The sequence below is a fragment of the Teredinibacter haidensis genome (assembly GCF_014211975.1).
Classification (GTDB): Bacteria; Pseudomonadota; Gammaproteobacteria; order Pseudomonadales; family Cellvibrionaceae; genus Teredinibacter; species Teredinibacter haidensis.
Genome location: NZ_CP060084.1, coordinates 1,977,818 through 1,996,678, shown reverse-complemented (window position 1 = coordinate 1,996,678; position 18,861 = coordinate 1,977,818). Strand labels below are relative to the sequence as shown.

Genomic DNA, 18,861 nt, shown 5'->3' with positions numbered 1-18,861 from the left:
TATAAGGTGCCCGGTTTTACGCATATAAAAATCACGTTCCGCCGCCAATTGGAGGGCATATGAAACTGCAACAGCTGCGGTATATCTGGGAAGTCGCTCATCACGAGCTAAATGTTTCGGCTACCGCCCAGAGTTTATACACATCACAACCAGGGATCAGTAAGCAAATTCGCTTGCTGGAAGATGAGCTAGGTGTCGAGATTTTCTCTCGTAGTGGTAAGCACCTTACCCGTATTACGCCAGCTGGCGAGGCTATTTTGAGAACCTCGGGTGAAATTCTGCGCAAAGTAGAAAGCATTAAGCAGGTTGCCCAGGAGTTCAGTAATGAGCGCAAGGGAAGCTTGTCTATCGCAACCACCCACACACAGGCGCGTTATGCCTTACCTGACGTAATTTCCAAGTTTATCGATAAATATCCGGATGTTTCTTTGCATATGCATCAGGGTACGCCCATGCAGATCTCGGAAATGGCTGCAGATGGCTCGGTCGACTTTGCTATTGCAACGGAAGCGCTGGAGTTATTTAGTGATCTGATTATGTTGCCCTGCTATCGCTGGAATCGTTGTATTCTCGTTCCCAAAAACCATCCCTTGTGTCAGGTTTCCACGCTTACTCTGGAGGATGTGGCCAAGTATCCCATTGTGACCTATGTCTTCGGTTTTACCGGTCGTTCCAAGCTGGATGAGGCTTTTATGGAGCGAGGGCTAGCACCGCGCGTGGTATTCACCGCGGCAGATGCCGATGTTATCAAAACCTATGTGCGGCTGGGCTTGGGTATTGGGATCGTGGCTAAAATGGCCTACCAGGAAGAGGAAGATAGTGATCTAGTCGCTTTGGATGCTAGCCATTTGTTCCGTGCCAGCACCACAAAAATTGGTTTCCGTCGTGGTACTTTCCTACGTGGTTTTATGTATGAGTTTATTGAGGAGTTTGCGCCGCATTTAACCAAGGATTTGGTTAGTGAAGCGTTTAATCGACACTCTAAGGTCGAGCTGGATGAACTCTTTTCCCATGTGGCGTTGCCAGAGTATTGAGCGGTGACAAGCTAAAGCAGGCCGGAGTTTGGCGGCCTGCTTTAGTTTTGCGGGTCGAAAGCTACAGGAAATCTAGGTCGTCGTTGTTTTCCATAATTTCTTTGAGTTCTTCACTCTCTTCTGTTTTCTGGTTAAGGACTTCCTTCACAAACTTCATATACACCGTGTAAATAACAGCCGCTTTACCTTCATTTTCAACGATAAAGAAGGGCGCACGATTCACGTCATATTTCTTTGCCAGGGCAATACCCTCGCTTGAGGGGTCTCGCTCATCTGCGACTGCTGTTGCGTCAATAAACGCCATTTGCCCGCTGGATTCCAGCTTTTGCAGAACATCACCGCATTTTTTGCAGGGTGAGCCATCAGCCAGGATTTTTTTTACCAGTGTGATTTTCATAATTGTTCCCGCTTATCTAAAGTGTCGATATCCCTTGGAGCTTATTTTTGAATATTTGTTGAGTGTAGGCCACATTCTTTTTTCGTGGCATCCTCCCACCACCAGCGACCTTCTCGCTCGTGCTGGCCGGGGCCAATTGGGCGTGTGCAGGGTTCGCAGCCTATCGAAACATATCCATTGTCGTGCAGTGGGTTGTAGGGGACGCCCTCTGTACGAATATATTCCCATACTTGCTGGGATGTCCAATTAACCAGCGGATTAAACTTGATCAGAGTTTCACCAGCGCGGGCAAATACTTTATCGTTTTGAATAACGGGAATGCTTGCCCGTGTACCGGGGCTTTGGTCTTTACGCTGGCCGGTTACCCAGGCATCCACCTGTAAAAGTTTGCTGCGTAGCGGGCCTACTTTGCGTACCCCGCAACATTCCTTATGGTTGTCATCGTAAAAACTGAATAGGCCTTTACTGGCAACCAGTTTTTGTACTGCTTCTGTTGATGGGAAGAGTACATCCAGTTCGATATCGTAATGCTTACGCACCTGCTCGATAAATTGATAGGTCTGCGCGTGGAGGCGACCGGTATCGAGGCAAAAAACCTTAACTCCGGGCTTGATTCGTGCAGCCATATCGACAAGTACGATATCTTCTGCACCGCTAAAGGAGATGGCAAGGTTGTCGTGCTGCTCCAAGGCGTAGGCTAGAATTTCCTGGGGCGTTGATTGTTGAAGCGTGTTGTCGATATCGACAAGGTTTACCGTATCGTTCATGTAATAGTCTGCCTGCTGGGCTTAAACGTTCGAGAATAGTTTACAAAGCGCGCAAGAATACCAGAGCCTGTATATGTTTAAAAATAATCATAAACAATATGCTTATACGCCTTGTAATTCCCAGCGACTTCTGTAGATTTGCGGCACAATTTACGTTTAATTTTGTGTCTAGCCGTAAGGAGCTGATTGTGGAACTAGCCTGTCTTGACCTTGAAGGTGTACTCATCCCGGAAATCTGGATTGCGTTTGCCGAAAAAACCGGTATTGAAGCTCTTAAGGCGACTACCCGAGATATTCCAGATTACGATGAACTGATGACCATGCGCCTAAAAGAGCTGGAGAAGGCGGGGCTGGGGCTAAAGGAAATTCAGGATGTTATCGCCACACTAAGCCCTTTGCCGGGCGCTGCTGAGTTTCTTAACTGGCTGCGTGAGCGCTTTCAGGTCGTGATTCTGTCTGATACCTTTTACGAATTCGCTGGCCCGTTAATGGCCCAGTTGGGATACCCAACACTACTTTGCCATAAATTGACAGTAGACGATAACGGCAAGGTCGTCGATTACAATCTGCGCCAGGCCAACCCCAAGCGCCAGTCCATTTGCGCTTTCAAATCCATTTACTATCGCACTATCGCGGCGGGTGATTCCTACAACGATACTACCATGCTGGCTGAGGCCGATGCGGGTATCCTGTTCAGTGCACCACAGAATGTGATTGATGAATTCCCTCAGTTTCCCGCAGTGGAAACCTATGAAGAACTGAAGCAGGCCTTTATCAACGCCAGTATTCGCAAACTGGAACTGTAATTTATTTGAGAGAAGGCAGAATGGCTTTTTTTCCTCTGGAGAAGTTAAGCCAGATGTTCGATGGCTACCAAAAGGCGTTTACCGTGAACCAGCATGAACTATTGCTGGTTCAGGTGGAGGCTAAGCCCTATATCGTCGAGAATCGATGTCCCCATATGGACGTTCCCTTGACTCACGCCCAATTGTTAAGCGATCACAAAATCCGCTGCCGGGCTCACGGCATCGAATTTAATCTTGAAAGTGGGGAAGCTGAAGGTCCGTTAGCGAAGCAATTAGACTGTTTACGGCAGTACCCGATCGTCTATCAGGACGGGCAGCTTGGGCTTGAATTAGCATAGTTACAAATACAGTTGTGCTAGATCCTGGTCGCTGTGGCTGCTGTACAGCCATATGCGATCAAACTCTTCCCGCAGATGCTGGCTTTCTGCAGCCGCTTGGTAGTTGGCAAAACCCGTACAGGTATCTTCGCTGTTGAGGTATACCAGCTGTTTTTCATCGATAATCGCGTAGGCATTGTCGAAATTACCGACATCTTTATCCAAGACTTTGATTTCCATACGGGAGCTGATGCGCTGGCACAGGACGACCACCGGGTGGTGTTTGCCTGTAATGGCTTTGGCGTCCTGGAGCAGGATGCGAATGCGGGAATGGGCGCTACGGCGTGCTAGTGCTGAAATGGCTTTGACGGCTTCTGGGTGAGCCCACAGGCTTGGGGTCAGGTGGTGACAAAAAATATTGAGATTGAGATTGCCAAAGCGGATGGTTTGCACCAGATGCTGGGAAAATTCATGGGCTTGTTGCAGTCGCCAGACCCGATCACGGTAAAGGGTGGTCAACGTAGAACTATCAAGCTCCAGTACCATGGTTTTATGGGGGATGCCGGCATCCATAAAGTGATTGCCGATCTCATGAAAACCCATTTTTTTATAAAATGGAATCGCTGCGACCTGCGCATGGAGGAATAGATCTTTTTCCGTGTGGCTGGCAAATTGCTGCTGTAGGGAGTGGCGAATAATGCCCCGGAGCAACTCCAGCCCAAACCCCTGCTCCCTAAAACCCTTGCGAATAGCCATTCGTCCGATTTGGCCGTTTGCAAGCAGTCGGGCACAGCCAACGGCTTGATCGTTTTTGGATATCATAAAGTGCTGAGTTTCTTCGTGGGCGTCCTGCTCGTCCCACTCTTCAGCTTCGCTAACGTTCTGTTCTTCTATAAAAACTTTTCTACGGATGTCGGATAGCAGCAAGCTGTTTTCCGTCCAGCTAACAATTTCCAGTTCGCATGGCGCCTCACTCATCTGCATACTCCAATAAACCGTCTTCCGCTAGATGTTTCAGTATGTACTGATCTTTGGTGTCCAGTTGTGAATACAGGATGCTTTCTCCGTTGCTGAGCATAATCGCCAGGGGTTTAGAACAGTGCCACCGGTGTCCGTTAATAAATACAATGCAGTGGTCGCTGGTGTTATAAAAAGCGCAGCGAGCGAAAGGGGTGAGCTTACACAATGTGGTAGACAGTTGTTCCACCGGGAATTCGCCCTGGCTGGCTTCTTCCCCACCGGGGTTGGGGCGTGTCATATACTCGCCAAGCCAGCTGGCCAAGTAGTTCTTGTTTTGACTGAAGCGGTGGATAATTGCGCTGACGGCCTCTAGTGAATGGGCAGTAATCTCGCCGCTAAGAGCCTGTTGTTTGTGCTCGCTGTCACTGTAGCGCTTATCTTCGCTGCACATTGAGGCCATTTCCTGAGCAAAATCTATCAGTACGTCGCCGTAGCTGGGGGCGCGGAAGCCAATAGAGTAAGTAATACAGTCGTCGCCAACAGCTTCGCCCCAGTGGGCCAGGTTGGGCGGGATGTAGAGTAGGTCGCCGGGCTCGACGAGCCAGTCTGAGCTTGTTTCGAAACGCTGCAAGATCTTTAGGTCGATTCCGGGGATAAGTGGGTCTTCAGTACTGCAGGTCTGGCCCAGACGCCAGCGGCGCTTACCTTTGGCTTGCAGCAGGAAAACGTCGTAGTAGTCAAAGTGAGGGCCTACACCGCCGCCATCGCTGGCGTAGCTGATCATAATATCGTCCAATCTCCAGCGAGGCAGGAAGCGAAAGGCTTCCAGCAGCCGATTTACGTCCGGCTCGAGCAGGTCTGCGTGTTGAACCAGCAGCGTCCAGTGATCATCCGGTAAGTTGGCAAAGGTGTCCTCGGTGAGCGGGCCGTGTTGCAGCGACCAGTCGTTTTTCTGTTTTCCCTGAACAATTAGGCGGGAAACCACGTCTTCTTCCAGAGATAGCCCGGCCAGTTCATCGGCAGAAAGTGGGGATACAAAATGCGGAATAGCTTGGCGAACCAACAAGGGTTTTTTCTGCCAGTATTCCTCAAGGAACGTATCGATTGGCATATCGCCCAGATAATTAAGGCGCGGAAAGGGATGAGAGCTGTCCATAAAACCTCCTGTCTACCCAGACTGAAGGAAGGTTAACCCAGTAAAACTGGGTGTTGGGTTAACCTTTCTTTGGTTATCCTAACAGGTCTTTTACGGCTTTGGCCTGTTCTATGGCGTTACCGATATAGCTGCCTGGCGTTAAATTACTGAGTTCCAGCTTGGCCTTTTTGGGTATATCGAGTGTTTGTACAAAATCTTGGATGACCTGCTGGCTAATCGCCTGGCCGCGCGTGAGTTCTTTTAGCTTTTCGTAAGCACCTTCAATAGCATAGCGGCGCATAACGGTTTGGATTGGTTCAGCAAGGACTTCCCAGCTGTTATCGAGGTCTGCCGCCAGCAGATGCTCATTGATTTGCAGCTTACGGATACCTTTAAGTGTAGACCCATAGGCGATCAGACTGTAGCCAAAGCCCACGCCCATATTACGCAGTACGGTGGAATCTGTCAGGTCGCGCTGCCAGCGTGAAACAGGCAGTTTGGCGGAGAGGTGACTAAATACTGCATTGGCCAGCCCCAGGTTGCCCTCGGAGTTTTCGAAATCGATGGGGTTCACCTTGTGTGGCATGGTGGATGAACCTATTTCGCCTGCAATGGTTTTTTGCTTGAAGTAGCCCAGAGAAATATAGCCCCAAACATCGCGGTCGAAATCCAGCAAAATGGTGTTGAATCGGCAGATGGCATCGAATAACTCTGCGATGTAATCGTGCGGTTCAATCTGCGTGGTGTAAGGGTTCCAGGTAAGGCCGAGGCTTTCGACAAAGGTTTTGGCATTAGCTTGCCAGTCGATTTCCGGGTAGGCGGACAGGTGGGCATTGTAGTTGCCCACGGCGCCATTGATCTTGCCCAGCAGGTTAACGGTGGTGACTTGTGATACCTGCCGCTGTAGACGGGCGGCAACGTTGGCCAATTCTTTACCTACGGTAGATGGTGAAGCGGTTTGTCCGTGGGTGCGGGATAGCATCGGTACTGCGGCATATTCAATCGCTAGGTCGGCAATTGCGGTGGTCAGCGTTTTCATTTCTGGCAGCAATACTGCATCCAGACCGCTTTTCAGCATCAGAGCATGGGAAAGATTGTTGATATCTTCAGATGTACAGGCGAAGTGTACGAATTCGGAAACGGCTTCCAGCTCTGCGTTGCCCTTGAATTTATCTTTTATGAAGTACTCGACCGCTTTTACATCGTGGTTGGTGGTGCGCTCAATGTCTTTGATTGCTTGCGCATCGGCTTCGGAAAAATCGCTGAGAATACGGTTTAATTGCGCTTGGGATTCATCGCTTAAATTGCCAATTTCACTGATTTCAGGATGCTCTGCCAAACGTTGTAACCAACGGATTTCCACCTCGACACGGCAGCGAATTAAACCGTACTCACTGAAGTGGGGGCGTAGATCCGCCGTTTTGCCACCGTAGCGGCCATCGATGGGAGAAATAGCGGAAAGGGCAGATAAGTCCATAAGCGAAATTGTCTCTTGATTGTTGCTCCCCAAAAGGATGATGTACGGAGAGCGGGTAAACGGAAAAGGCGCGCATTCTACCTGAAATGCGGTTAAATTTCAGGCTTTTAGTCGGGGGCACATTGTTGGCGTAAAGTGCTTACCGCTCTACTTAATTTAGAGCGATATAACAGTAGTTGCCAGCGGGTGCCGCCGACCTGACGCCACAGCGTGGCGGCGCGAATGCCGGCCAGTAGTAGGGTTCGGATCTGGGAGGCAACTCGACTTTGCTGCAGGTAGGTGTATTCGCCTGTGACTTGGATACGATAGGGGAATTTGCTGATGGTATCGGTGTATATATCAGCAATATTGCCAATAACATTGTCGTGGGTCGGCCCGAAGTGCTGCACTTGATGCTGGGTTTTTTCCAGCCGACTACCGATAACGGAAAGCAGTTCTTTACGTCTAGCCAGGCGTTTCTGTAAGTGGATCATGCCGAGGATATAGCGCAAGGCATCTGAGTGTTTGGGGTTGCGGTGGTTCTGCAGCATCAAATCGAGTGATTCCAGTCCGAGAGACAGCGCTGAAACACGACCAAATACATCTTCGGTTGAATCGGGATTCTGGTTGAGCAGACTGTTAACGGCGGTTTCGAATGGTTCTGTTTTTAGGTAACCGGTCTTTGCGAGCTCTTCCACCTGAATCGCACACTGAACAACACCTGCCAGCGCCAGGGCAATGTTTTGCCACGATTTCTCCAAACTTACTCTCCTTGCTCATTTGTGGGAAATTCAATAACGCCGCCGCCTAGGCAGATATCGCCGTCGTAAAGCACAATGCTTTGCCCTGGGGTGATAGCCCGCTGGGGGGTGTCAAAGTGTACGGTAATACTGTCATCCTTAACGTCGATTAGCGTACAGGCCTGGTCTGGCTGACGATAACGGGTTTTGGCCATGCAGCGGCTGCCCGCCGCCAGGGCTTCGCCATTTATCCAATGCATTTGGCTGGCTTTCAGGCCAGGCTCAAAGAGCAGGGGGTGGTTCTTACCTTGAACGACTAGTAACTGGTTCGTTTCCAATTGTTTTTGGGCAACGTACCAAGGTTCCTCCGGTGCCCCGGCAACACCGCCAATGCCTAGGCCTTGGCGCTGGCCGATGGTGTAGTACATTAAGCCTTCGTGCTGGCCTATTACCGTTCCTTCGGGCGTGATAATGTCACCCGGCTGAGCGGGGAGGTAGGTTTCTAGAAAGTCTTTGAAGCGCCGTTCGCCGATAAAGCAGATGCCGGTACTGTCCTTCTTGTTATGGGTGACCAGATCGTGCTTTTCGGCCAGCTCACGGACAACTGGCTTATCCAGTTCGCCAATAGGGAACAGGGTTTTGGCAAATTCATTTTCGCCAACAGCGTGCAGAAAATAGCTTTGGTCTTTATTGCCATCTAGTCCTTTGCAGAGGTAGGTGTGACCGTTTTCGTTGCGCGTACGGGTGTAGTGACCTGTGGCGATATAGTCGGCACCCAGAGATTCTGCGTAATCGAGGAAAACCTTGAATTTAATTTCGCGATTACAGAGGATGTCGGGGTTGGGGGTGCGGCCCGCTTTATATTCAGCTAAAAAATGCTCGAAAACGTTGTCCCAGTACTGGGCAGCGAAGTTGGCGGTATGCAGATGGATGCCGAGCTTCTGGCAAACGGAGGCTGCATCCATTAAGTCTGTCATAGCGGTACAGTACTCTGTACCGTCGTCCTCGTTCCAGTTTTTCATAAACAGGCCTTCCACCTGATAACCCTGCTGTAACAGCAGTAGCGCAGAAACGGAGGAGTCAACACCGCCGGACATACCGACAATGACTTTGGTTTCGGAAATGGACTTGGTGATTTCAGGCATGAAAAGCAATAGGAATTAAGAAGCTAAAAGAGATCGCTATTGTAGTACAGGCGTAGCGGCCATTACGACTGCCCATAACAAATAGGAAAAAAAATATGCTGTTTTGTCGGTATTGCTTATTGATTGCCGCTTTGATCCCGATGGTGGTGACGGCCGACGGCGCTGCTGAGCTGGATCTTTTTTGGGCTACCACTGTAGAGTCGGGCCACTTTGCCGGTGTTGATAATATCGAGATCGCCCACGTAAAAGCTGAAAATCGTAACGCTCGAGGCTTGGTTGTGTTGTCTACAGGGCGAACGGAATCCTATTTGAAGTATCGCGAGTTTATTTATCAGCTTTACCTGCAAGGATATTCTGTTTATGCGTTTGACCACAGAGGTCAGGGGCTTTCGGGCAGAATGCTGGAGGATCGGTTAAAGGGGCATGTGGTCGATTTCGGCCATTATGTTGGTGACTTCCTCACGTTTTTAGAGCTGGAAGTGGAAAAATCCCCGATCAAAAAGCGTTTTCTGGTTAGTCATTCCGTGGGCGGGAGCATCGGCATATTGGCGATGGCTAAAAGGCCCGATTTCTTCTCTGCGGCCGTGCTAAATGCTCCGATGCTGGAGGCCGATCTTGGGGTGCCCGGAGGGTGTGGCATTGTTAGCGTTGTGAGCTGGTTTTGTGCGGAATGCTCAACGCCTCGATCAAGCCAAAATAGTGACGAAGAGGCGTTTAAACTTAACAGGCTCACCCATTCAGCGGAGCGTTTTTATCAGGCGAGGAAGGTTTTTCAGCAGCACCCAAATGCAGCATTAAGTGCCCCGACTTATGGTTGGGTCGAGCAGGCTTGCATAGTACGCAATGTGCAAATGCAGGCGGCAAAGAAAATCAAAGCTCCTTTGCTACTGCTGCAAGCTGGTGCCGACAGTGTTGTGCACAATGCCGCACAGGATAGATTTTGCCAGCAAAAACGCGATTTGTGCGATGGTAACGCTCCGAGAGTCGTCGCTGATGCGTATCATGAAATATTCTTTGAAGAGGATAAGTATCGAGACGAGGGTTTTGCAGCCATGCTGGATATGTTTGAGCGCCACCTTTGAGAGGGCAGCGCTGGGAGGTGTTGGCTTATTACTTGTACTTTCGTACGGTGTGAATGACGTAGTCTGACTCGAAATATACGGTGAATTTCGGGTATTCCCAGTAGTAAATTGGCGGTGTGCCGTTGGGGCCATCTCTGCTCTCGGGGCTGCCAAAGGTCGATTCAACGTCGGATTTACTCATGCCACGCCTGGGTACAGGGATACTGCTCGTGTCGTTACTGGCGTTAATTTCTGTATCGGGTTTAGGCATTTGCACGGTTTCCGCATGGGTAACTAAAGCGGAGAATGCTAATACTGCCGCGAGTGCAGCGTAGGGAAGGGATTGGAATAACGTCATCTGCAGTTCCTCTAATACACGTTCGTGTTATTGCTTCGTTGAGGTGGCCTTTTTCTGACTAACCTGAGTTTTAAGTATTTGCTTGGAAAGCTCCTGGCGGTCTTTATCGGCAAGGCGGTGAAATTTGGCTGCAACTTGGTAATTGTTTTCTTTAGGCTCGCAGCGAATTACTTTTGCGAAGACTACCACGGGAGCGTAATTTGGTAAAAAAATCATTCGCAGAGCAAGAAAATTCCCTTTGTATAGTGCTCTTTCTGCGATAAAAGCTATGCCTTCCTCGCTTAAGTTAATGCGTGTTCGAGGCCTTTGGTCGGCTTTCTGATTCTGAGAGAAGAGCATATGCCGAGCTAATAGATCGATTTTCGAACTCAATGTTTGCAAATAATCGCCTAATAGCCGATTCTTTTCTGTGAGAATGCGCAGGGTTTGAACACTGTCCTGGTCGAGGCGACGTAGCTCGTTCATTAGTGTGAGCGAGACACTGTCTTCAAACTCGATTTCGGGGGCGTCGTTTTCGGCGGTAAAGGCATCGACCACTTTGTAATCGAAAATCACATCGTGAGAAACGCGAAAAAAATCGCGCCTTTCCTTTTCCTTGCTAGCTACTTTGTTGTCGTTCATTTTTTAGTCTGCATAGGTCAGGCTTATTCCGTTAATGATAGTTCATAGCGCTAATGCTTGTCCTGCCAGTTCTTCTCCTGTTTAATCGCAGCCATGTTCACTTCCTTATCTCAATCGATACCCCTTTATATTGGTTTGCGCTATATCAACGCCAAACGCCGAAACGGTTTTATTGCTTTTGTGAGCCTGTTTGCGCTCGTGGGAATGGCGCTGGGTGTGTTTGCGCTGATTGTCGTGCTTTCCGTGATGAATGGTTTTGATCGCGAGTTGAAAGAACGTATTTTGCGCGTCGTACCGCATGGTTTTTTAACCACTTCAGCACCGCTGGTGGATTGGGCGGCATTGTATTCGAGTATCCAGCAAGCCCCGGGCTTGCAAGCGGCTGCGCCATTTATCGAAGGCAAAGGTCTGCTGAGTTTTGGCTCTACGGTAAAACCTATCCAGTTGCAGGGTATCGATCCCGCATACGAAAAAAATATCTCTGCCGTCGGCGAACACATGATCCTGGGCGAGCTGGAGTATTTACAGCCTGGTGAATACCATATTGTTATGGGCGCTTTAATGGCTCGTTATATGGGGCTGTCTATCGGCGATAAGGTTTCGATAACCTTGCCGGAAGTGTCAGTGACGCCCGCCGGTATTTTTCCTCGCAGCAAGCGTTTTACCCTTGTGGGTGTCTTTGAAGTAGGGGCGCAGGTCGATCAGTTTCTAACGCTTATTCATATACGTGATGCACAAAAATTGTTTCGCAGAGGAAAGGCTGTTGATGGTCTTCATTTAAAATTTGATGATATTTATCGCGCGCCCTCGGCTATGAATCAGTTGCAGCAGAATATAGGTGAGGGGGTAACCGCGAAGGATTGGAGCCAGACTCAGGGCAGCTTATTTCAGGCTGTAAAAATGGAAAAAACGGTGGTTGGATTAATGCTCAGCATCATTATCGCCGTCGCCGCGTTTAATATTATTACCAGCTTGGTCATGATGGTTGCAGAAAAGCGCAGTGATATCGCGGTTCTGCGTACATTAGGTATGTCGCGCTGGGGTATTGTTCAAATATTTATGGTTCAGGGAATTGCGATTGGTTTTATCGGCATATTGGTAGGTGCTTTCGCCGGTATTGTCACTGCCATATGGCTGCCGCAAATTATGGGGTTTATCGAAAGCCATACGGGCATGCAGGTGTTTGATCCCAGTGTTTACTTCGTTGCCTATTTACCGTCCGAGTGGAAACTGAGTGATACCTTAATGGTCTGTGGTCTTTCGACGTTTATCGCCATTCTTGCCACTATTTACCCTGCTTACCGCGCCTCTAAAATCGAGCCCGCGGAAGCGCTTCGTTACGATATCTAAAATATTATGAATGAACTCGTTTTAAGTTGCCGTAATGTGGCAAAAAACTACAGTCAGGGGCCTCAGATCGTCGAGGTACTTAAAAACGTTGAACTGAGCGTAAAGAGTGGTGAGCATGTCGCAATAATTGGTGCGTCCGGTAGTGGTAAAAGCACCTTGCTGAACGTGTTAGGCGGATTAGATAAGCCCGATACTGGAAATGTGGAAATTCTAGGAAAACCATTCTCGGGTTTAAACGATAATCAGCGGGGAAAAGTTCGGAATCAATCGTTGGGCTTTGTGTATCAATTTCACCATTTATTGCCAGAGTTTAGTGCGCAGGAAAATATCGCCATGCCGCTGTTAATTGCCGGTGTCGATAAAAAGCAGGCTTTGGCGGAAGCAGAGAAGCTGCTCAGGCTGGTAGGGCTGGAAAAGCGAATGGAACACAAACCCTCGGAGCTTTCCGGCGGTGAGCGCCAGCGCGTCGCTATCGCGCGTTCGCTGGCAAATCAGCCCGCCTGTGTACTTATGGATGAACCTACGGGCAATCTCGATTCCAAAAATGGGCGTGCGATTCAATTACTAATGCAGCAGTTAAGTCAGGAGTTGGCAACGAGTTTTGTTGTGGTGACCCACGATGAACATTTTGCTAAGACGATGGATGTGATTTATTTGCTGGACGAGGGTGAGCTAAACGCCGTATGAAAATGCCGTTTCCATTTTTTATTGGATTGCGTTACACCGGTACACGGCGACGAAGTCAGCTGGTATCTTTTTTATCCGGTATTTCCATTACGGGGCTAGTGGTTGGGGTGGCGTTGCTGGTGGTGGTGTTATCGGTGATGAACGGCTTCGATAGGGAATTGCGAGAGCGTATTCTTGGCCTTGTCCCTCAGGCCGCAATAAAGTACCGCAGTGGTTTGGACGACTGGCAATATGTGATTGATACGGTAAAAGGGGATGACCGCGTTGTTGCAGCCGCGCCCTTTGTTCAGCTCGATGGGTTGGTCAGTTACAAACGTAAAACAGAGCCTGTGTTGCTTTACGGCATTGAACCCTCCCTGGAACCCTCCGTTTCTCAAATTGAAAAGTATATTCAAAGCGAGACATTGGAGCGTTTATCCGCTACAGAATCGACGGTGTTGCTGGGCGCGGCTATAGCCGAAAAAATTGGCGCGACGTTGGGCGACAAGTTGATGGTGGTTGTACCGGGAAGTGACAGTCATCATTCCTCCGCGAAAATTGAATATTTCGAGTTAATTGGCATTATCCATTCTAAAACGGAGCTGGATAACACACTGGCGTTAACCGGAATAAAGCAGGCCGCAACGCTGGCTGGTATGCCAGGGAAAGTCACTGGCGTTCGTCTCAAGCTGCAGGATTTATTCAGTGCGCCCAGTGTGGTTTACCAGAGTCTGATTAAGTTGGGCGTCGGCTATACCGGTACGAACTGGACCCGCACTCAAGGAAATTTGTATCACGCGATTCATATGTCGAAAAATTTGGTGGGGCTTTTAATGTCGCTGATTGTAGGCATTGCGGCGTTTAACGTGGTTTCGACATTGGTGATGGTTGTTGTCGATAAGCAGGGAGAAATTGCGATCCTGCGTACGCTCGGTGCGTCAACTAAATCTATTTTGTCTATTTTTATTGTGCAGGGAAGTTTTATCGGTTTGCTGGGAACAACATTGGGAATTGCGATTGGTTGTATACTCGCTTTGCTTGTGGAAGATTTTGTTCAGCTGTTAGAGACGCTGTTTCACGTGCAGTTTTTAAAATCTGATGTTTATCCACTAACCTATTTACCCTCCGAAATACGGGCGGGAGATCTTCTTCATATTGCGTCTACCGCACTGTTTTTAAGTTTTTTGGCGACACTGTACCCCGCTTGGAAGGCAAGTCGAGTTCAGCCAGCGGACGCTTTGCGCTACGAGTAAATATAAATATCACTAGGGAAATGGAGGGTTTTATGGCATCAGGCAATCAAAGAAATGAGATAGCGATGCTTGGTCATTTATCCGCTTTTGCCAGTTTTATTTTGCCCTTTGGCGGGGTGCTTGGCCCATTGTTTGTTTATCTGTGGAAGCGTAATGAGTCTGATTTTGTTCGTGCTCACGCCAGCGAATCGTTTAATTTCCAGCTTTCGCTTTTAATTTTTAGTTTTATCTATATCGCTGTGTGTATTGCTTTTGTTGTAATCGCAGGATTAGAACTTTCGGTTCTTGCTATTGTGGCGATGGCAATGATGTTCTTGCTAGTGACGGTTGTTGATATTGTTTGTATTGTTATAGGCAGTATTCGGGCGTCTAAGGGGGAGTATTATCGTTATCCTTTGGGGTTTCGGTTTGTTTCTTAAAATAAAAAGGGCTTGATAAGTGTTGTGGGTAGAGAAGGTCTAGGATTCCTTTCGTTTTTTACGTAGTTGCCAGCGTTGAATAACGTGCCAGCGCCAGCTCCACTGAATGGTGATATACCCAAGGCAGCCAAAGAACACGCTGGCGATAATGCTACCCAAGACTAGTGGCTCCCATATAATCAGAAATTCTGAAGCGAACCACTGCCACGACATTTCGATATGAAATTGATGAGGTTGTAATTGTAACAGCCTCGCCCCCAGTTTGTAGGTGGCGAAATAGATCACAGGGAAGGTAATGGGGTTGCTGATCCACACCAGCGCGACTGCGATGGGAAGGTTGCAGCGAAACAGCAGGGCGCCGGCGGCGGCAATCGGTATCTGCCCCAATGTTGGAAGGAAAGCGACGAAGAGCCCCACAAAAAAAGCGACTGATACGGAGTGGCGGTTGAGGTGAAAGAGATTGGGCTCGTGGATCATGGCGCCAAGAAACTTTAACGCGGGTGCATTGCGGATAGTGGCCGGGTCCGGGCTAAAGCGTTTAAACAGCTTTCGAGGCATAGTGTACAGCGTATATGTGAAGAGGTTTAACGGCCGGTGCAGTGCCAATTCGCAGTAACCTACCCAAGCACCTCAATGAGTATAGCTCGGCGATACTGCTTTTCGCGGCGTGTATTATGCCCACAAGCACTTGTATTAGCTACTGCAGGGCAGGGAAGCCGCTTTCAGTAAGATGACCCATATTGTAATCTGTTTGTTGTGAAGTCTTTTTGACATGGATAAATTTGGAATGGAAACTCAGCAATTTTTCGCCGTTCGTTCTGTTCAACGCTATCTATCTCTGTTTTTCGCCTCTGTAGCAGCCTGCCTTCCTGTATTGTGTACATCGACCTACGAACAATTATCCCAGTCTGTATTTTGGTTGCTGTCGCTAGTTTGCACGTTCATTTTATTGTTTGCGATTTTACCAAAAGTGAGAAGCTGGTTGTTGGTTCTGGTCGTGATCGGGTCGAGTTTTTTGCTAAATGGCGTTCGTATACTCAATGCTATCGATAGTCAGTTATCTGTGGCAGCAGAAGGACAGGATATAGAACTGGTCGTACTGATCGATAGCTTGCCGCAAATACGGAAATCCGAACCCGGGCGCGAAAGCGTTAGTTTTTATGCTCGGGTTGAATCGGTTACTGAAGGCAACCTGCAGGCGGAAGCGCTTCTTGGCCGTAAGCTTCGCTTGAGTTGGTATCAACCCAAGTCCGACCAAGCCCTTGCACCGAGTCAGCGGTGGCGGTTTACCGTCCGCTTGAAGCGTCCGAGGGGTATGGTGAACCCGAATGGCTTCGATTATCAAGCATGGCTATTGGCGCAGGGGATCGTTGCCAGCGGTTATATCCGTGATCGCGAAGCGCTTACCTATCTTGGAGACAGTGGTTTGTGGAGTTTTAACCGACTGCGCTACAGGCTTTCCCGCCAATTGTTTCCGGACAATGTCACGGGAAGTGCCTCTTCCGCGTTACTCAAGGCCTTACTTGTTGGGGATAAATCAGACATTAGCACTGCGCAATGGCGAGTCTTGCAAAATACGGGAACGGTTCACCTGATGGCCATTTCCGGTTTGCATATTGGATTGCTGGCGGGAATTGGTTTTTTTATTGGCAAACTGCTTGCTCATATCATCAGTCTGAGGCGTTTGCAGGGGGTAAGGTGGTTGCCTTCCTTTTGTTCCGTAGCGATGGCTGCTGCTTATGCCGGTATGGCGGGCTTTGCTATCCCAACACAGCGGGCTCTGGTGATGGTTTTGGTGTTTAATCTGGCCTACGCGCTTGGGAGGCGGGTGAATTACTGGTTTGTCTGGCTGGCCGCCGTATTTACTGTGGTACTGCTCGACCCATTCGCCGCACTCTCGGCGGGTTTTTGGTTGAGTTTTGCCGCCGTTGCGGTATTGGTTTACGTCTTTGGATGGCGGCGCAACACCGAGGGTAGCTTACTTGGGTTGGTAAAAGCTCAGTTGTGGATGTTGCTGGGTTTGCTGTTGCCGTTATCCTTTACCGGCTTGCCCGTCAGCCTAGCGGCACCACTGGCCAATTTATTGGCGGTTCCCTATGTTTCATTCCTCATTGTTCCTTTATTGCTCTTGGCGGTGGTGCTATCTCCGCTGCACTTAGGCACCGCCCAGATGTTTATCTCCTGGGCTAGCCAGCTATTTGATTGGCTGTGGGTCGGCCTGGATGCGGCTTCATCATTGGGGTGGAGCTGGTACCTGACGCCCATGAGTAATTCTCTCAGTTTGTTAGCGGCGCTGGTTGCCCTGTTGCTTCTACTCTCCCCAAGAGCGCTGCATTTACGTTTGGCGGGTCTTGCCCTGTTACTGCTTCTGGTATATCCCAAGTCTCACATTAAGCAAGGCTTACGACTAAGTGTTTTGGATGTGCAGGAGGGCCTTGCGGTGGTGTTGGAAACGCCGAAAGCGACGGCAGTTTATGATACCGGCGCCCGATACGGTGAGGATTTTGATATGGGTGGCAGGGTTATTGCGCCCTACCTGCGAACTCGAGGTATTCGCAACCTGGATATGGTGGTTGTTAGCCATGGTGATAACGACCACGCTGGTGGATATCAGTCCCTGGCCACGAGTTTTGGTATCCAGAAAGTACTTGCCGGGGAGCCTGCGCGACTGGAAGGACACTCCGTTCCCTGTCTGCAGGGGCAGCGATGGTCATTGGGTGAGGTCGAGGTAGAAGTGTTATGGCCCTTAGCAGAAGCCCTTGATAGTAAGGGAAATAATCAAAGTTGTGTCCTGTTATTGCATATTAACGATTCAAAAGTACTTCTGATGGGTGATGTTGAAAAGTCGGTGGAGGCTCGATTGTTGGCAGACGATCGTCTGCCCGAAAAGGTTGACGTACTACTGGTTCCGCACCATGGCAGTCGCACCTCTTCATCTGAAGCGTTTATCGAGAGGGTGAAACCGGTCTATGCCGTTTTGAGTCTGGGCTACAAAAATCGCTACCACCACCCCCACCAACAGGTTCTGGATCGTTATGATGGTGCGGGTGCTCACATCTTGCGTACGGATATTCACGGTGCGGTTGTTTTCACATGGAATTCTGATGGGCAATTGCTTGTCCGGCCACAACGGAGTGTTTCGGCCAAGCCCTGGTTTTAGGGCATGTTAAGCGTTTCACTATTTTCAGCCCTATAGTACGAGTTTATCGGGTATCATAGCGTTCGAAAAAGAGAGGGTTATAGCCCCACACCAAGTTCTTTAGGAGTAAGCAGTGTTTGAAATAATTGCCTCCGGCGGCTGGTTGATGCTGCCGATTATTCTTTGCTCAATTGCGGTAATTGCTATCAGTATTGAACGCTACTGGACATTAGATCCGTCCAAAATAGCGCCTCGCCACCAACTGGGTGAAGTGTGGAAGTGGATTCAGCAAAACAAGCTGGATAGTGAAAAGTTGCGTGATCTTCGTCGTTCATCACAGTTGGGCCGCATTCTGGCTGCTGGCTTGAGCAACTCCCGCCATGGTCGCGAAGTAATGAAAGACAGTATCGAGGAAGCCGCTAGCCAAGTGGTCCACGATATGGAACGCTATCTGGGAGCGCTCGGCACCATTGCCGCGATTGCTCCGTTGCTCGGATTGCTGGGAACTGTCATCGGTATGATCAAGGTGTTTACTGCCTTAAATCTGGAGGGTGCGGGTAATGCGTCTGTTTTGGCTGGCGGTATATCCGAGGCTTTGCTTACCACGGCTGCGGGTTTGTGTGTTGCTATTCCCGCGATGATGGCGCACCGGTTTTATGTCCGGCGCGTGGATACCTTGGTCGTTACTATGGAGCAAGAAGCGATAAAGCTAGTTGATGCACTCCATAGTGATCGTCGTGTTGATGTTAAGGTAGCCTAGAGGCAGGGGCAAAATGCAATTTAAACGACAGGTCAAAGCAGAGGAACAGGTCAACTTAACACCGTTAATTGATGTGGTTTTTCTTCTACTTATTTTCTTTATGGTTTCCACAACCTTTACCAAGGAAACCCATTTGAAAATCGATTTACCCGAAGCCGCAGGAGCATTACAGGTCTCGAAGGTGGATCAGATTGAGGTGGTGATTGATGCGCAGGGTGGGTTTTCCGTTAATGGCCGCGCCCTGGTTAACAAGCAGCTTTCAACGCTGCAGGCGGCCATTCAGGAAGTCAGTGGGGACGATACCAGTATTCCCTTTATTATTACTGGGGATGCTAACACCCCTTATCAAAACGCAATTTCTGTCATGGCCCTCGCCGGGAAAATGGGTTATACCAACCTGAGTCTGACAGCACAGGAGCCGGAAGAGGGTGAGGCTGGAGCCCTGGCGCCGGATTAATTCCGCGGCGTGCCCGATAG

At 49.3% G+C, this 18,861-nt stretch carries 21 protein-coding genes; 11 read left to right on the top strand and 10 right to left on the bottom strand.

Translation table 11 applies throughout. The features are described 5' to 3' along the window. The first annotated feature begins 59 nt into the window (after positions 1 to 59). Positions 60 to 1,034 carry an HTH-type transcriptional regulator CysB gene (gene cysB / locus H5715_RS07910; protein ID WP_075185218.1) on the top strand — a complete coding sequence of 325 codons (975 nt, stop codon included), beginning with the start codon at positions 60 to 62 and terminating at the stop codon, positions 1,032 to 1,034. Between the two features lie 61 nt (positions 1,035 to 1,095). Here the strand turns inward: cysB and H5715_RS07905 are convergent, their stop codons facing one another. Then, positions 1,096 to 1,431, bottom strand: coding sequence for a hypothetical protein (locus H5715_RS07905; RefSeq protein ID WP_075185219.1), 336 nt, complete (start codon positions 1,429 to 1,431; stop codon positions 1,096 to 1,098). Between the two features lie 41 nt (positions 1,432 to 1,472). Next, positions 1,473 to 2,198, bottom strand: a complete 726-nt coding sequence (locus tag H5715_RS07900; protein WP_075185220.1) for a phosphoadenylyl-sulfate reductase — start codon at positions 2,196 to 2,198, stop codon at positions 1,473 to 1,475. A 188-nt stretch (positions 2,199 to 2,386) separates the two neighbouring features. Here H5715_RS07900 and thrH point away from each other — a divergent pair, with 188 nt between their 5' ends. Beyond that, positions 2,387 to 3,004, top strand: a complete 618-nt coding sequence (gene thrH / locus H5715_RS07895; RefSeq protein ID WP_075185361.1) for a bifunctional phosphoserine phosphatase/homoserine phosphotransferase ThrH — start codon at positions 2,387 to 2,389, stop codon at positions 3,002 to 3,004. A 20-nt stretch (positions 3,005 to 3,024) separates the two neighbouring features. Further along, positions 3,025 to 3,342: a Rieske (2Fe-2S) protein gene (locus tag H5715_RS07890; RefSeq protein WP_075185221.1), complete on the top strand. Its 318-nt coding sequence runs from the start codon at positions 3,025 to 3,027 to the stop codon at positions 3,340 to 3,342. Here the strand turns inward: H5715_RS07890 and H5715_RS07885 are convergent, their stop codons facing one another. The 5 genes from H5715_RS07885 to mnmA form a co-directional block, all read right to left on the bottom strand. After that, positions 3,343 to 4,299 carry a GNAT family N-acetyltransferase gene (locus tag H5715_RS07885; RefSeq protein WP_075185222.1) on the bottom strand — a complete coding sequence of 319 codons (957 nt, stop codon included), beginning with the start codon at positions 4,297 to 4,299 and terminating at the stop codon, positions 3,343 to 3,345. It lies immediately after the preceding gene. Continuing rightward, positions 4,292 to 5,437 carry a cupin domain-containing protein gene (locus H5715_RS07880; protein WP_075185223.1) on the bottom strand — a complete coding sequence of 382 codons (1,146 nt, stop codon included), beginning with the start codon at positions 5,435 to 5,437 and terminating at the stop codon, positions 4,292 to 4,294. The genes H5715_RS07885 and H5715_RS07880 overlap by 8 nt, the downstream gene beginning before the upstream one ends. A 73-nt stretch (positions 5,438 to 5,510) precedes the next feature. Next, complete coding sequence (purB, locus tag H5715_RS07875; protein ID WP_075185224.1) at positions 5,511 to 6,893, bottom strand: adenylosuccinate lyase; 1,383 nt, start codon at positions 6,891 to 6,893, stop codon at positions 5,511 to 5,513. Positions 6,894 to 7,000: 107 nt separating this feature from the next. Beyond that, entirely contained in the window at positions 7,001 to 7,633 is a 633-nt protein-coding gene (gene hflD / locus H5715_RS07870; RefSeq protein WP_075185225.1) for a high frequency lysogenization protein HflD, read from the bottom strand. 2 nt (positions 7,634 to 7,635) lie between these two features. Next, on the bottom strand, positions 7,636 to 8,757 hold the full coding sequence (gene mnmA / locus H5715_RS07865; protein ID WP_075185226.1) for a tRNA 2-thiouridine(34) synthase MnmA: 1,122 nt from the start codon (positions 8,755 to 8,757) through the stop codon (positions 7,636 to 7,638). 95 nt (positions 8,758 to 8,852) lie between these two features. Here mnmA and H5715_RS07860 point away from each other — a divergent pair, with 95 nt between their 5' ends. Further along, on the top strand, positions 8,853 to 9,839 hold the full coding sequence (locus tag H5715_RS07860) for an alpha/beta fold hydrolase (RefSeq protein ID WP_075185227.1): 987 nt from the start codon (positions 8,853 to 8,855) through the stop codon (positions 9,837 to 9,839). Positions 9,840 to 9,867: 28 nt separating this feature from the next. Here H5715_RS07860 and H5715_RS07855 read toward each other — a convergent pair whose 3' ends face one another. After that, entirely contained in the window at positions 9,868 to 10,176 is a 309-nt protein-coding gene (locus tag H5715_RS07855) for a hypothetical protein (protein ID WP_075185228.1), read from the bottom strand. Positions 10,177 to 10,203: 27 nt separating this feature from the next. Continuing rightward, the gene (locus H5715_RS07850; protein WP_075185229.1) at positions 10,204 to 10,797 is read right to left on the bottom strand and encodes a PilZ domain-containing protein; all 594 of its coding nucleotides are present in this window, start codon (positions 10,795 to 10,797) and stop codon (positions 10,204 to 10,206) included. Positions 10,798 to 10,890: 93 nt separating this feature from the next. On the opposite strand from H5715_RS07850, the gene H5715_RS07845 reads away from it, so the two are divergent. Genes H5715_RS07845 through H5715_RS07830 form a run of 4 tightly spaced genes read left to right on the top strand, consistent with a single transcriptional unit; the run spans position 10,891 to position 14,485 of the window. Beyond that, positions 10,891 to 12,147 carry a lipoprotein-releasing ABC transporter permease subunit gene (locus H5715_RS07845; protein WP_075185230.1) on the top strand — a complete coding sequence of 419 codons (1,257 nt, stop codon included), beginning with the start codon at positions 10,891 to 10,893 and terminating at the stop codon, positions 12,145 to 12,147. 6 nt (positions 12,148 to 12,153) lie between these two features. Then, positions 12,154 to 12,834 carry an ABC transporter ATP-binding protein gene (locus tag H5715_RS07840; protein WP_075185231.1) on the top strand — a complete coding sequence of 227 codons (681 nt, stop codon included), beginning with the start codon at positions 12,154 to 12,156 and terminating at the stop codon, positions 12,832 to 12,834. Continuing rightward, a complete protein-coding gene (locus H5715_RS07835; protein WP_343044310.1) occupies positions 12,831 to 14,066 on the top strand; it encodes a lipoprotein-releasing ABC transporter permease subunit in 1,236 nt (411 codons plus the stop codon). Before H5715_RS07840 ends, H5715_RS07835 begins: the two co-directional genes overlap by 4 nt. 32 nt (positions 14,067 to 14,098) lie before the next feature. Continuing rightward, positions 14,099 to 14,485, top strand: coding sequence for a DUF4870 domain-containing protein (locus tag H5715_RS07830; protein ID WP_075185232.1), 387 nt, complete (start codon positions 14,099 to 14,101; stop codon positions 14,483 to 14,485). Positions 14,486 to 14,524: 39 nt separating this feature from the next. Here H5715_RS07830 and H5715_RS07825 read toward each other — a convergent pair whose 3' ends face one another. Next, a complete protein-coding gene (locus H5715_RS07825; protein ID WP_075185233.1) occupies positions 14,525 to 15,043 on the bottom strand; it encodes a DUF2062 domain-containing protein in 519 nt (172 codons plus the stop codon). A 229-nt stretch (positions 15,044 to 15,272) separates the two neighbouring features. Here H5715_RS07825 and H5715_RS07820 point away from each other — a divergent pair, with 229 nt between their 5' ends. From H5715_RS07820 to H5715_RS07810, 3 genes are all read left to right on the top strand, one after another. After that, positions 15,273 to 17,645 carry a DNA internalization-related competence protein ComEC/Rec2 gene (locus H5715_RS07820; RefSeq protein ID WP_175574250.1) on the top strand — a complete coding sequence of 791 codons (2,373 nt, stop codon included), beginning with the start codon at positions 15,273 to 15,275 and terminating at the stop codon, positions 17,643 to 17,645. Positions 17,646 to 17,757: 112 nt separating this feature from the next. Continuing rightward, the gene (locus H5715_RS07815; RefSeq protein WP_075185234.1) at positions 17,758 to 18,384 is read left to right on the top strand and encodes a MotA/TolQ/ExbB proton channel family protein; all 627 of its coding nucleotides are present in this window, start codon (positions 17,758 to 17,760) and stop codon (positions 18,382 to 18,384) included. Between the two features lie 13 nt (positions 18,385 to 18,397). Next, positions 18,398 to 18,841 carry an ExbD/TolR family protein gene (locus H5715_RS07810; RefSeq protein WP_075185235.1) on the top strand — a complete coding sequence of 148 codons (444 nt, stop codon included), beginning with the start codon at positions 18,398 to 18,400 and terminating at the stop codon, positions 18,839 to 18,841. The last annotated feature ends 20 nt before the right edge of the window (positions 18,842 to 18,861 follow it).

What these genes read in the sequence shown, in the direction of transcription:
- cysB (WP_075185218.1), top strand. Translation starts at nt 60, where the DNA reads ATGAAACTGCAACAGCTGCGGTATATCTGGGAAGTCGCTCATCACGAG.
- H5715_RS07905 (WP_075185219.1), bottom strand. Translation starts at nt 1,431, where the DNA reads ATGAAAATCACACTGGTAAAAAAAATCCTGGCTGATGGCTCACCCTGC.
- H5715_RS07900 (WP_075185220.1), bottom strand. Translation starts at nt 2,198, where the DNA reads ATGAACGATACGGTAAACCTTGTCGATATCGACAACACGCTTCAACAA.
- H5715_RS07890 (WP_075185221.1), top strand. Translation starts at nt 3,025, where the DNA reads ATGGCTTTTTTTCCTCTGGAGAAGTTAAGCCAGATGTTCGATGGCTAC.
- H5715_RS07885 (WP_075185222.1), bottom strand. Translation starts at nt 4,299, where the DNA reads ATGAGTGAGGCGCCATGCGAACTGGAAATTGTTAGCTGGACGGAAAAC.
- H5715_RS07880 (WP_075185223.1), bottom strand. Translation starts at nt 5,437, where the DNA reads ATGGACAGCTCTCATCCCTTTCCGCGCCTTAATTATCTGGGCGATATG.
- purB (WP_075185224.1), bottom strand. Translation starts at nt 6,893, where the DNA reads ATGGACTTATCTGCCCTTTCCGCTATTTCTCCCATCGATGGCCGCTAC.
- mnmA (WP_075185226.1), bottom strand. Translation starts at nt 8,757, where the DNA reads ATGCCTGAAATCACCAAGTCCATTTCCGAAACCAAAGTCATTGTCGGT.
- H5715_RS07860 (WP_075185227.1), top strand. Translation starts at nt 8,853, where the DNA reads ATGCTGTTTTGTCGGTATTGCTTATTGATTGCCGCTTTGATCCCGATG.
- H5715_RS07855 (WP_075185228.1), bottom strand. Translation starts at nt 10,176, where the DNA reads ATGACGTTATTCCAATCCCTTCCCTACGCTGCACTCGCGGCAGTATTA.
- H5715_RS07850 (WP_075185229.1), bottom strand. Translation starts at nt 10,797, where the DNA reads ATGAACGACAACAAAGTAGCTAGCAAGGAAAAGGAAAGGCGCGATTTT.
- H5715_RS07845 (WP_075185230.1), top strand. Translation starts at nt 10,891, where the DNA reads ATGTTCACTTCCTTATCTCAATCGATACCCCTTTATATTGGTTTGCGC.
- H5715_RS07840 (WP_075185231.1), top strand. Translation starts at nt 12,154, where the DNA reads ATGAATGAACTCGTTTTAAGTTGCCGTAATGTGGCAAAAAACTACAGT.
- H5715_RS07835 (WP_343044310.1), top strand. Translation starts at nt 12,831, where the DNA reads ATGAAAATGCCGTTTCCATTTTTTATTGGATTGCGTTACACCGGTACA.
- H5715_RS07830 (WP_075185232.1), top strand. Translation starts at nt 14,099, where the DNA reads ATGGCATCAGGCAATCAAAGAAATGAGATAGCGATGCTTGGTCATTTA.
- H5715_RS07825 (WP_075185233.1), bottom strand. Translation starts at nt 15,043, where the DNA reads ATGCCTCGAAAGCTGTTTAAACGCTTTAGCCCGGACCCGGCCACTATC.
- H5715_RS07820 (WP_175574250.1), top strand. Translation starts at nt 15,273, where the DNA reads ATGGAAACTCAGCAATTTTTCGCCGTTCGTTCTGTTCAACGCTATCTA.
- H5715_RS07810 (WP_075185235.1), top strand. Translation starts at nt 18,398, where the DNA reads ATGCAATTTAAACGACAGGTCAAAGCAGAGGAACAGGTCAACTTAACA.